This window comes from Haladaptatus sp. AB618, from assembly GCF_024136965.1.
Taxonomy (GTDB): Archaea; Halobacteriota; Halobacteria; order Halobacteriales; family Haladaptataceae; genus Haladaptatus.
In genome coordinates, this window is the sequence record NZ_JAMYJX010000003.1 from 33541 (window position 1) to 45640 (window position 12100).

The following is a 12100-nucleotide window of genomic DNA, read 5'->3' on the forward strand; positions in this document are numbered from 1 at the left end:
TTCTGCCGGGGAATTCATTAAGGATTCGGTGAGCGATTCGTGCGACGTGAGGAGGGTCGTTCTCGACGACGTCGCCCCAGATGAGTCCTCACCCGAGAACGGAGACGCGCACGCGATGCGGTCCGGATTCCGTCGCCAAAGCCACCGAATCGACGAAGCACCCACGAACGTCCTCGCGCCACCCGTCTATCGCCGCCGCGTGGCGCTCGTGGTGGGCTTCCACGTCGTACTCGGTCGAAGAATCGTCCATACTTGGGTCGGTATCATCGACTCGTGGATACGGTGGCGCGTCCGCCGTCACGAGCTTTCGCGGTGGGATTCGAATCGGAGCGGGACCGCCGTGGCCGTCGTCCGCCGGTTCCGTCGCCTGCACGACGTGGAGACGGGCGCGCACCCGTCCGGCGAACGGGGCCGTGATCCGGAGCACCGCCTCCCGGCCGCGCTCGGTGGCTTCGAGCGCGGTCACCACGTCGTCGGCGTGGACCGCGACGGCACGGATGGCCCTCGGGTCGTCGCTCTCGCCGGGCATGAATTTCGGTGGGGAGCGAGAGGAGTTGTACCTGTCGGCGACGACGTGACGGAACGGTGGGAACGATGTGTCGGAACGGTGGGAACGATGTGTCGGCAGGAAGGGGGAACGGTCAGTAGTGGCCCAACACGCCCTGTCGTCGAGCGCGGCGCGCGGCCAGCGTGAAGACGTAGAAGCCGAGCAGACAGTAACCGACCGCGGCGGCGACGAGGATAGCGAGGTCGGTCGCGGGAAACTGCCACAGACGGACCCCGTTCTGCATCGCTCGCTGAAGCATCGCGCTTCCCTGCACCAGCGGGAGGTAGCGGAGCGGTTCGAAGTCGGCCACGGGGGCCGCGATGAGGCCGATGAGGACGAACTGCATCAACTGCGAGACGTTTTCGATGCGCTTGTACAACAGCGCGAGTCCGGCGAAGACGAACCCGATGCCGACCACGGGAAGCAGCGTCAGGACGACGATGGGAACGACGGTCAGCAGATCGACGGCGAGGTGCTGCCCGGTCGTCACGAGCATCAGCGGGAGGATGATCGCGCCCCACAGCATGCTTTCGAGGAGGTACGCGACGACGCTCGACACCATCACCGCCCCGAATCCGTACGGGGACATGTACAACTGTTCGAGCGTGCCCCACTGTGCCTCGCGGGTGATGCTCGTTGCGAGGCTGAAGTACGCCGCCAGCGCCATCGTCCACAGGAACCACCCGACGATGAGACCCCCGAACGTGCCGGAGAGTGCGCTCGCAGCGCCGATGCTCCCGGCGGCCGCCTTCCCGCCGAAGAAGATAACGGCGAAGAAGAGGTAGACGGTCACGATCTGTGCGAGCGTGTTCATCGGATAGCGAACCAAGAGAAGCACGCGCTTGCGGAGGACGGCCGCGAAGAGCGTCAGCACCCCGGCGACGTCCGAATCCGACGCCGCGTTCGACCCTTCGGACCCGTAGCTCACGCGCCCTCACCTCCTGTGTCGTCGGTGATGCTGAGGAACACGTCCTCCAGATCGGGTTCGACGGACGCCATCGACGCGACCGTGAGACCGTTCTCGCGGAGGCAGTCGGCCAACTCGTAGAATTCGTCGCCCGTTACGGAGACGACGAACCGCTCGCGGTCGGCCTGCCGTTCGAACTCCGTCGCGTCGAACGCGTCTTCGAGATGGCGACGCGTCGCAGCGGAAATCTCGCTCGCCACCTGCACCGCGTAGGCCTGTGTGTGGAATAGATCGAGCAGGTTGTCGGGGCTGTCGTCGGCGACGACGTGACCGTCGCTCATGATGATGACGCGGTCGCAGATGTCTTCGATGACATCCATGTCGTGGCTCGAAAGGAGGACGGTCGTCCCCGTTTCGTCGGCCAGATTGCGGAGTTCGGCCCGCAGTTCGAGCGAACTCTCGACGTCCAACCCGAGGGTCGGTTCGTCAAGGAAGACGACGTCCACGTCGCGGGCCAGCGTGCAGGCGAGCGACACCTTCTGTTTCATCCCGCGGGATAGTTCCCGAACCGCGGTGTCGGCCTTGTCCGAGAGGTCGAACTGGTCGAGGAGTTGGTCGTGACGCTCGCGGGTATCGGCGGGACGTTGCCCGGCCAGCGCCGCGAAGAACTCCAAATTCTCCCGGACGGTCAGTCGCCAGTAAACGTTGCGTGCGCCCTCCAGCATCGCGCCGACGTGACGATATGCGCGCTTCGTGTCGGCGTGTACGTCGATACCGTCGACGATCACCCGACCGCCGGAGGGAATGATCAGTCCGAGGATCGATTTGATGGTCGTCGTCTTCCCTGCCCCGTTCGGACCGAGCAGTCCGACGACGGACCCCCGCTCCACGTCGAACGAGACGCCGTCAACGGCAGTGACCGCATCCGCCCCGTCCCCGTATCGTTTCTGCAGGTTTTCGACGCGGAGGATGGATTCCGTCTCGCCCTCTGTCGTTCCCGTTGCCGCTTCTCCGTTCGCTCCCGTCGCCTCGTCGGCTTTCGACTCCGTTCGGGGCGATTCGATGCTCATACGTCTTCCTGTTGTGATGACAATATAATCGTTTCCAGAACGGCCTTTCAGCATTATTTCTGACACGAAAATGTTATGCGAGAAGATCGAAAACCGTGAACCGTGACCGACGACGATTCCGAGTCGCTCCCACCGGCAGAGGCGTTCGCGCTGTTCGCCGACGAGACGCGAGTCGCCATCATCGAAGCGCTCGCGGAGGAGGCAACTATCGAAGGAATTGACGGCCCTTCGTTTGCGGAACTCAGGAGAGCGGTTGGCGTTTCCGATGCTGGACAGTTCAACTATCACCTCTCGAAACTCCGTGATCGATTCGTCGTCAAACGCGACGGGAAGTACTATCCTCGATACGCCGCACTCAAACTCGTCGGAGCGATACGGGAAGGGGCGTTCACCGAACGAACGGAGTCGCGGTCAGCGACGCTCGAACACACGTGTCCCCAGTGTGAGCGTTCTTTGACGGGCATCTACGAGAACGGTCTCGTGCGAACCGAATGTGACGAACACGACATGGTATTCCAAACGAGCGTTCCGCCGCAGGCCGCCGCGAACCGATCGGTGTCGGAAATCGTCGCGTTCGCCAACGTGGAGTCACAACACCACATTCAGAAGGCGGTCGATGGAACGTGTTTTCTCTGTAGCGGGTCGATGTCCGTGGAGAAACCTCACTGGACGGACGGCGGCAGCCTCGTCACACGAATCGACTGTGATTCCTGTTGGATGCGAATGCACTTGCCAGTCGAAAGTTCGGTCATCCGCCATCCCGCTATCGTCTCGTACTTTTACGAACAGGGAATCGACGTGCGGGAAGTCCCGTTTCTCTCGTTCGATTTCGTTCGCAGCGAGGCTCAGACGGACGTCGTCTCGGAGGAGCCGTACCGAATTCGTATCGAAGTCGGACCGGAGGAGGACGCACCGACGCTCACGCTCGACGAGGAGCTGAACGTCGTGGATGTAGAGTGATTACTGCAGCCGTTTCGTCGTCTCCATCAGCGGATGGCGGGCGTAATCGACGACTTGGATGTCGTCGATGCTTTCGAGCCCTTCCTTGCGCGCCGTCTCGGCCATCCCGAGTTCGACCCGGTGGTCGGTGATGATGACGTAGGCGTCCATCTCCTCGATGTCGAGTCGGTCCGCGGCCTTCGCCCGGTGGTGGCCGTCCGCCAGCAGGAGCGTGTGACCGTTTTCGATGACGACGAGCGGTTCAGCCAGTCCGCGTTCCATCTCGTACACGCGTCCTTCTAGCTCGTCTGCGTACACCTTCCCCTGTGTCGGCACGAGGTCGGCGAGCCGTACCTTTCGCCGTCGCTGGGTCACTTCGGTGTCGTGGATGGATTCGAGCGTTCGCATGAGTTTGCCGACCTTCTCCGGCGTCACGCGCTCGATCTGACTGCGGATGAAGTCCGTGTTGGTGATGATGCCGACGAGGTTACCCGCGTCGTCCACGACCGGGAGTTTTTGAATGCCCGAGCGGAGGATGACGCGCGCGGCGTCGTTGACCACCATGTCCGGGTGTGCGACGATGAGTTCCTGCGTCATCACCTTGAAAATGGGTTCCTTTTCGTCGGCGAGCAACAGGTCGCGGGCGCTGACGAATCCCTCGACACGCCGTCCGTCACAGACCGGAAATCCGTTGTGCCCGTCGCTTTCGGCGATCCGCCGAGCGACTTCCTCGACGGTCGCATCGGGGGAGACCGTCGCTACGTCGCGAGTCATGTACTCCTTGACCTTCGCTTTGAGGCCCTCAGTTCCGCCGTCGGGCGCAATACCGACGTTGGAGGACGTGCGACTTTCCGTTTCCTCCTCGGTCTCGTCCATGCAGAGTATCGACGCCCCCCCCGAGGGAAAAACCTCCCGACGTCAGCTCTCGTCGTTCTCCGCGAGCTGAATGTCGAACGCCGCGACCCGTTCGCGGTCGGTTTCGAAATCCCCCGGCCCCGGTCGAGAGCGAACCGTCTCGAAGAACCGGTCGGTGATGATTTCGCCGACGATGGTCGAAAGCGACTCCTCCTCGTCGTCCTCCACTTCCCCGAGCAAGCCCAGCGGGATCTGTGCACCGGCCATGTCGGCGTGCCCGCCTGCGCTTCCGATCTGACCGAACGCCGCCCGCATCGTCTCGCCGAGGTCGACGTCGGTCCCACGCGCGCGTGCGGAGACGTACACCGTACCGTCCATGAAGCCGAACACGAGCGTGACGGTCACGCCGTCCATGTTGAGCAACCGGTCCGCTGCCTGCGCGAGCGCATCACGGTCCGAAAGCGACCCGACGCAACTGGCCAGCACCGTTCCGTCGAGTTCCCGGTTTCGGATCGCCCGTGAAATCGTCTCGAACGTATCGGTGCTGATGGACGGTGTCTCGACGCGTTCCAGGATGCTCGTGTCGGCGTGTGGGAGCAGGAACGCCGCCGCCTCGAAGTCCGCCTCGGACACCTCGCGGGTGAAGTCCTTCGTGTCCACGCGGATTCCGTACAACAGGCCCGTCGCAACCCGTTCGTTGGGGTGAATTCCGAGTTGTTCCAAGTGGTCAGCGAGCAGCGAACTCGTCGCACCGACACCGCTTCGCAGGTCCACGAACCGCGCTTCGACAGGGTGGTTCGGCGGATGGTGATCGATGACGATATCGATGGGCGTCTCCTCTGGAAGTTGGTCGTTGACGCCCGGACTGGAGTGGTCCACCAGCGCGAGTCCGGCGAACTCGGAGAGGTCCGCACCTTCCTCCAGATTTCTGAGGTTCAGATCGAGCAGGTTGACGAACGCACGGTTCTCCTGATGGGAAATCGCCCCGTAGTAACAGGTTTCCGCTTCGGTTCCGACGGATTCGGCCATCCCCTCCAGTGCAACCGCGCTGGCGATGGCGTCCGGGTCGGGGTTGTCGTGCATGAAAATCCCGAGTTTGCCGTCGATGTCCCGAAGTGTGCGCTGGAGTTCGTGCGTTCGAAACGCGGTGTCGGCGTCGGTCAGCGGGAGCAGATGTTCCACGAGCGCCCGACCGGGGTCGATGAACGTGTCCGACAACTCGTCGAGTTCCGTTTGAACCTCTTCGGAGGGACGGGAACCCGCGTACGAGACGAGATAAGCGTCCGGATGTACCTCCCGTACCACCCGTGCGGCCTCCCGATTTCTCTCCGGGTCGTCGCCGCAGACGAAGGCGATATCAACGTGTGGCCTCCCTGCGACCGTTTCGCGGTCCGTCGGGTCACCACGGGTGGCCGAGACGCCCTCCGTACGGAGCGTTTCGACTCTACTCTCGCTCTCATCGACGACGACGAGAGCACCGGACCAGTCGGCCACCGAGTCAACGATGGCATGCCCGACGGAACCACAGCCGAGCATGAGCCGCGAAACCATCTTATCCCCGATTCAGAGTCTGACACCTAAAACTTGTTGGGAATCCGTTCAGGCACTGATTGTACCGAATAATGGACGTAAAGACGTTCTATTCCGGGAAATTTGAATCGGCGTCGATCGCCTCGAAGTCACGAAAACGGACCAAATACGGCGAATCGGAAGAAAACGCAAACCCAAATTCGAGCCCAAACGCGACCGTTCAGGCGAGAAGGGTGGCGGCGGCGTTGTGAGCCACGTGGGAGAGCGGACCGAACGCGAAGAGCAATACGACCGTGACGACCGCCGCGGCGAGAATCGCCACGTAGAGGCCGGTCGGCCTGCTTCGAATCGTGAACTCGTCGTCCGGGTCCTCGATCCACATCGCCTTCACGACACGGCTATAGTAGAACACCGACAGCGCGCTGTTCGCGGCGGCGATGGCGGTGAGCCACCAGAATCCGGCACCGACCGCGGCACCGAACAGGAAGTACTTGCTCAGGAAGCCAGCGCCGACCGGAAGACCGGCGAGGTTGAACAGGAACACCGTCATGGCGAGACAGGCCATCGGAGCCTTCTCCGCCAGTCCGTTGTAATCCTCGAACGTCTTGCCGACGCCCCACTGTTCGGCCAGCGCGATGAACAGGAACGCACCCGTGTTCATGAAGCCGTAGACGAACAGTTGCAACATCGCACCGCTCAGCACACCGTCGTTGTTGCCGCCGTAGAGGGCGGCGAGGCCGATGAGCACGTAGCCCGCCTGTCCGACCGAGGAGTACGCGAGCATCCGCTTGACCTTGTCCTGCGTGGCGGCCGCGAAGTTCCCGAGCGTCATCGTGATGACGGCGAGAATCTGGAAGGCCAGCACCCAGTCGACCGTTCCCGAAACTGCCGCGAACGGGAACGCAGTGAGGAACACGCGGAAGGCGACGACGAACCCGGCGGCCTTCGAGGCCGACGAGAGGAAGCCCGAAATCGGTGCGGGTGCGCCTTCGTACGCGTCCGGTGCCCAGAAGTGGAACGGAACGGACGCCGTCTTGAACCCGAACCCGGCGAGCACCATCAGCACGCCGATGCCGAGGATGCCGCTCATGCCGTCGAAACCGCTTCCGAGTGCGGTCGCAACCGCGTTCAGTTGCAGGTGGCCGGTGACGCCGTACACCAGACTGATGCCGTAGGCGAAGATTGCCGACGAGAGCGCCCCGATGAGGAAGTACTTGAGACCCGCTTCGACGCTGCCGCGGTTCTTCTTCAGGACTGCGACGAGCGCGTAGGACGGGAGACTGGCCAGTTCGAGGCTGATGAACACCATGGCGAGGCTGTTCGAACTCGCCATCAGCGCCATTCCGGTCGCCGCGAGGACGACCAGCGTGTAGTACTCCGCCTGATACGGGTTGTCCTGCAGATAGTCGTAGCTCGCGATGGAGACCAGCGCGGTGACGCTGGTGAAGATGACCACGAAGAACAGGCTCATCGTATCGACGACCAGCGCGTTGCCGTAGAGATGAACCGGGTCGTCGCCGGTTCCGGCGGTGATGAACCACAGCGCGAGGCCGCCAGCGACGACCGAACCGACCGTCGAGATACCCGCGAGAAGCGGTCTGTCCGACGTGTGTGGGTGAACACTGTCCACGACGAGCAACAACAGCGCCGTCAGGGCGAGGACGATGGCGGGTGCGAGTGCAGCCCAGTCGGGCAACGCGAACGCCATCAGAACCCACCTCCCGTGACGAGCGCCATCTTACCCACGGCGTCCTGAATCATCTGATAGAGGATGTTCGGTTGCACACCGAGCAGGATGATGAGCAGGACGAGCACGACGAGCGGTGCGACGTCGTGGAACGACGCACGGCTGACCTCCGTGCCGTTTTCGAGCTTGAACGGCCCGAAGAGGGTCTGTTGCATCGCGAACAGCAGATAACCGGCCACGATGACGATGCCGAACATCGCCACCGCAGTGAACAGTGCGAGGCCGTTGGTCCCCGCCACGGTTCCCGCGAGAACGGTGGAGTGGAAGGACCCGACGAAGATGAAGAATTCCGCCGTGAAACCGGCCATCAACGGCAGGCCCATGTAGCCGAACGCACCCGCGACGAACAGGGTGACAGTGATCGGCATCTCGTCGGCCAACCCGGACATGTCCGAGACCATCCGGGTCCCAGTCTTGTTGTAGATGACGCCGACGGCCATGAACATCAGTCCCGAGATGAGGCCGTGGGCGACCATCTGGAGGGTCGCGCCGCCGATGCCGTACATCGTGAACGCGACCAGTCCGAGAACGATGTACCCCGTCGACGAGATGGAGGAGTACGCCACGATCCGCTTCAAATCGGACTGTGCCAGCGCGAGCAGCGCACCGTAGATGACGGTGACGACGGCCACGAGGGCGATGATGAACGCGTACTGTTTCGCCACGTCCGGAAGCATGGTGAAGTTGAAGCGCAACAGCGCGTACGTCCCCATCTTCAGGAGCAGACTGGACAGCATGATGACGACCGGCGTCGGCGCTTCGGCGTAGGTGTCCGGCAACCACGTGTGGAGCGGAATGACGGCCACCTTCACACCGAATCCGATGAAGATGGCGAAGAACGCCAGCGTCTTCAGCGTGCTCGGGGCGATGCCGCCGAGGCTTCCCAACTGTCCGCTGTTCAGCGCCTGCGCGATGGCGGGCATGCTGAGGGAGTGGATGGAGTCGCCCAGTCCGAAGACGAGGCCGATGAACCCGATGAACATCAGCAGCGATCCGACGTTCGTGTAGACGAAGAACTTGATCGCCGCGTACTTGCGCCGTGGGCCGCCCCACACGCCGATGAGCAGGTACATCGGGACCAACACGAGTTCCCAGAAGACGAACCAAACGAAGAAGTCGAGCGCCGAGAAGAGGCCGATGAGACACACTTCGGTGAACAGCATCAGGCCGTAGAACTGGCTCTCACGGGACTGAATCGGCGTCCACGCCGATAGAATCGCAAGCGGCGTGAGAATCGTCGTCAACAGCAACAGCGGCATGCTGATGCCGTCGAGTCCGACGTGCCAGTTCAGCGCGTATTGGCCGAACGAAACCCACTTGAACGTCTCTTCGAAGGCGAGCGTCCCGCCCAACAGGGCGTTACCGCTGCCATCGAAGGCACTGTACATCCAGATGCTCCCGGCGGCCGGGAGCAGACTCAGCACGAACGCGAGTTTCCCTGCGACCTTGTCCGGTGCGAGGAAGGTCGCGAACGCGCTGACCAACGTTACCGCGAGAAGTGCTTCGACTATCATCTAAAACCAACCTCCGGTGAAGCCGAGGATGAGAAGCAGGATGACGAACGAGAGCACCAACATGAGCGCGTAGTTCGTCACGATGCCGTCCTGTACCCGCTTCACTCGACTGCCGCCGAACAGGCTCACGCTGGAGACGCCGTTGACCACGCCGTCGATGACGCCCTGGTCGAACTTGTCCACTGCGCGTGCCACCGGAAGCGTGATTCCGGTCGCGAGCCAGACCTGATACTCGTCCTGGTAGTAGTTGTTGAACAGCAGCGTCTTCGCGCTGCCCAACTTGTCCGTGTGCTCGACGGGTTCGGGAACGTTGTAGAGCGCCCACGCGAGCGCGAGGCCGGCGAGCGCGAACGCGAGCGACACGAGGCTCGAAATCAGCGACGAGAACGACGCCGGTTCGCCGTACGTGGCGTTGATGAGTTCCTCGTAGTGATGGACGCTGGTCGAGGCGACCGGTCCGTCGAGCCATGCGTGTAAGAACTCGATGTTCGACGCGTCGAGCAGGTTCGCGACCGGTCCCATGTTGACGAGGCCGCCGACCGTCGCGAGGATGCCGAGGACGATGAGAGGGAACTTCACGTTCCAACCCACGCCCTTGGGGTCACGCGCCGTGTCGGTCCGCGGTTCGCCGTGGAAGGTCAAGAAGACCATCCGGAAGGTGTAGAACCCGGTGAAGAACACGGCGATGAGACCCATCGCGTACGCGACGAGCAACAGCGGGTTGCCGCCCATGCCGTGGACGAGCGCCTCGTAGAGCACCTCGTCCTTCGACCAGAACCCGGCGAATGGGACGATGCCCGCGAGTGCGAGTGACCCGGCGAGGAACGTCCAGTACGTGACGGGCATTCGGTCTTTGAGACCGCCCATGTCCCACATGTTCTCGTTGTGGTGCATGGCGATGATGACCGACCCTGCTCCGAGGAACAGGAGCGCCTTGAAGAAGGCGTGGGTCATCAGGTGGAAGGTCGCCGCGACGTACCCACCCGACCCCAGCGCGAGCATCATATACCCGTACTGGGAGATGGTGGAGTACGCGAGCACCTGTTTGAGTTCCTGTTTGACGACGCCCATCGTCGCCGCGAACAGCGCCGTGAAGCCACCGATGAATGCGATGATGGCGAGCACCTGCGGGAGCAGGGCGTAGAAGCCGTACATCCGCGCGACGAGATACACACCCGCCGCGACCATGGTCGCGGCGTGGATCAGCGCGGAGACGGGCGTCGGGCCTTCCATCGCGTCGGGAAGCCACGTGTGGAGTGGGAACTGTGCGGATTTCCCGAGCACGCCGCCCAACACGAGGAGACCGATGATCGAGAACCACGTCTTCGGATCGAGACCGAAGAGGAGGGTCGCGTTTCCGCTCCCCGACATGGCCTGGTCGGCCATGTGCGCGAACGAGTTGCTTCCAGCGAACTGGGCCGTGCCGAAGGTGGCGAACACGGCCACCACGCCGATGAAGAAGAAGTAGTCCCCGAAACGCGTCATGAGGAACGCCTTCTTCGCGGCGCTCGGCGGTCCCTGTTCGCGGAACCAGAACCCGATGAGCAGGTACGAACAGAACCCGACGAGTTCGAAGAACATGAACGACATCAGCAGGTTGTCCGAGAAGACGAACGCAAGCATGCTGAAGGCGAACAGTCCGAGGCCGGCGTAGTAGCGCGGCAGTCCGATCTCGCCCTCGTCGTTCATGTACCCCAGACTGAAGATGTGGACGAGGAACGCGATGAGCGAGACGATGACGAGCATCAACGCCGACAGCGGGTCGATGAAGATACCGAAGTGGAAGGTGAAGGTATCGTACGCGTCACCCGGCACCCACGTGATCATCTCGTGGTAGGTGTTTCCGCCGCTCACCGTGAGAAACGCCCACAGCGACAGGAGAAGCGACCCGCCGGTCGCGATGATACCCGGAATCGCGCCGCCTTTCGGCAGCATCTTGCGGGCGAACTCGCCGCCGAGCATCGCTATCAGGAACGAGATGAACGGCAGGAGTGCGATGACGGGTGCCAGTTGGAATGCTGTTGCCGTCATTTTACCACCTCATCGTCGTCGCTTGGGTCACGTCCACGTCGTTGAAGTTACGATACAGTACGAGGATGATGCCGATCCCGACCGCGACCTCCGCGGCCGCGAGCGCCAACGTGAACAGGCTGAACGTCTGGCCGGTCACGTTGCCGTAGTAGTGGGAGAACGCGACGAGGTTGATGTTCGCCGCGTTGAGCATCAACTCGACGCTGATGAGGAACATCATCGCGTTCTTCCGGGTGAGGATGCCGAACAACCCCGTGCAGAACACGGCCGCCGAAAGCAGGAGGTAGTATTGGACAGGTACTGCTGCCATTATTCCTCGTCACCTCCTTTCGTCCGGCCGCCGTCGGTTCGAAGCGCCGAGGTGGCGGTCGTGAGTATGCCACTGTCCTCGCGGCTGGCGAGCATGACCGCGCCCACCAGCGCCGCGACGAGCACGAGATCGATAACCTCGAACGCGGCGAGGAATCCCTCGCCGTGGACGAGGGTCTCCCCGCCGACGGTGCCGATATTGAACATCGAATAGCCGATGCTCGCCGTGATGTTGGCCCCGCTTGCGAAGCCGCGTGCGTCGCCGAACGACGCACCGAGGAACACGACGGCGAGAACGACGAACAGCGCAACCGCGACGAGGCCGGGAAGCATCGTACTCGGGTCGCGCATTCGTGGCCGTGATGTCATGCGTTAGTCACCTCCTCTGTACTTGAACGACGTGTGAGCATGACGGCGAACGTTATCAGGATGAGAACCCCGCCGACGTAGACGAGAATCTGCATCGCAGCAACGAACTCCGCCTGTAACATAACGTAGTGGATGGCGAAGCTCAGCAGCGAAACGCCGAGCAAGAGCGCCGAATGCCACACGTCCTGAACCAGGACAGCGCCCATGCTACTCGCCACCGTGAGGATGGCGAACAGCGCGAACGCGATCATTTCATATGCCATTTGAGTCACCTTTGGGTTT

12 protein-coding genes are annotated in these 12100 nt (G+C 62.5%); 1 reads left to right on the plus strand and 11 read right to left on the minus strand.

Features of this window, described 5'->3' with window-relative positions:
- Positions 1–88: 88 nt before the first annotated feature.
- The 3 genes from NKF26_RS10510 to NKF26_RS10520 all read right to left on the minus strand — a co-directional run bounded on the left by NKF26_RS10510 (position 89) and on the right by NKF26_RS10520 (position 2524).
- Complete coding sequence (locus NKF26_RS10510; RefSeq protein ID WP_253234282.1) at positions 89–529, minus strand: hypothetical protein; 441 nt, start codon at positions 527–529, stop codon at positions 89–91.
- Positions 530–641: 112 nt separating this feature from the next.
- Positions 642–1475 carry an ABC transporter gene (locus tag NKF26_RS10515; protein ID WP_066143351.1) on the minus strand — a complete coding sequence of 278 codons (834 nt, stop codon included), beginning with the start codon at positions 1473–1475 and terminating at the stop codon, positions 642–644.
- Positions 1472–2524, minus strand: a complete 1053-nt coding sequence (locus NKF26_RS10520) for an ABC transporter ATP-binding protein (protein WP_253228204.1) — start codon at positions 2522–2524, stop codon at positions 1472–1474. Before NKF26_RS10520 ends, NKF26_RS10515 begins: the two co-directional genes overlap by 4 nt.
- A 102-nt stretch (positions 2525–2626) precedes the next feature.
- Here NKF26_RS10520 and NKF26_RS10525 point away from each other — a divergent pair, with 102 nt between their 5' ends.
- A complete protein-coding gene (locus NKF26_RS10525; RefSeq protein ID WP_253234283.1) occupies positions 2627–3484 on the plus strand; it encodes a winged helix-turn-helix domain-containing protein in 858 nt (285 codons plus the stop codon).
- Here the strand turns inward: NKF26_RS10525 and NKF26_RS10530 are convergent, their stop codons facing one another.
- The 8 genes from NKF26_RS10530 to NKF26_RS10565 form a co-directional block, all read right to left on the minus strand.
- A complete protein-coding gene (locus NKF26_RS10530) occupies positions 3485–4237 on the minus strand; it encodes a CBS domain-containing protein (protein WP_253228299.1) in 753 nt (250 codons plus the stop codon). It lies immediately after the preceding gene.
- A gap of 144 nt (positions 4238–4381) precedes the next feature.
- Complete coding sequence (locus tag NKF26_RS10535; protein ID WP_253228202.1) at positions 4382–5869, minus strand: DHH family phosphoesterase; 1488 nt, start codon at positions 5867–5869, stop codon at positions 4382–4384.
- 199 nt (positions 5870–6068) lie between these two features.
- Positions 6069–7556 (minus strand): NADH-quinone oxidoreductase subunit N, encoded by a 1488-nt coding sequence (locus tag NKF26_RS10540; protein WP_253228201.1) that lies wholly within the window; start codon positions 7554–7556, stop codon positions 6069–6071.
- Positions 7556–9109 (minus strand): NuoM family protein, encoded by a 1554-nt coding sequence (locus tag NKF26_RS10545; protein ID WP_253228200.1) that lies wholly within the window; start codon positions 9107–9109, stop codon positions 7556–7558. The genes NKF26_RS10540 and NKF26_RS10545 overlap by 1 nt, the downstream gene beginning before the upstream one ends.
- A complete protein-coding gene (nuoL, locus tag NKF26_RS10550) occupies positions 9110–11140 on the minus strand; it encodes an NADH-quinone oxidoreductase subunit L (protein ID WP_253228199.1) in 2031 nt (676 codons plus the stop codon).
- 1 nt (position 11141) lies between these two features.
- Positions 11142–11450, minus strand: coding sequence for an NADH-quinone oxidoreductase subunit NuoK (gene nuoK, locus NKF26_RS10555; protein WP_066143339.1), 309 nt, complete (start codon positions 11448–11450; stop codon positions 11142–11144).
- Complete coding sequence (locus tag NKF26_RS10560) at positions 11450–11818, minus strand: proton-conducting membrane transporter (RefSeq protein WP_253228198.1); 369 nt, start codon at positions 11816–11818, stop codon at positions 11450–11452. Before NKF26_RS10560 ends, nuoK begins: the two co-directional genes overlap by 1 nt.
- Positions 11815–12081: an NADH-quinone oxidoreductase subunit J gene (locus NKF26_RS10565; RefSeq protein ID WP_253228197.1), complete on the minus strand. Its 267-nt coding sequence runs from the start codon at positions 12079–12081 to the stop codon at positions 11815–11817. The genes NKF26_RS10560 and NKF26_RS10565 overlap by 4 nt, the downstream gene beginning before the upstream one ends.
- Between the last annotated feature and the right edge of the window lie 19 nt (positions 12082–12100).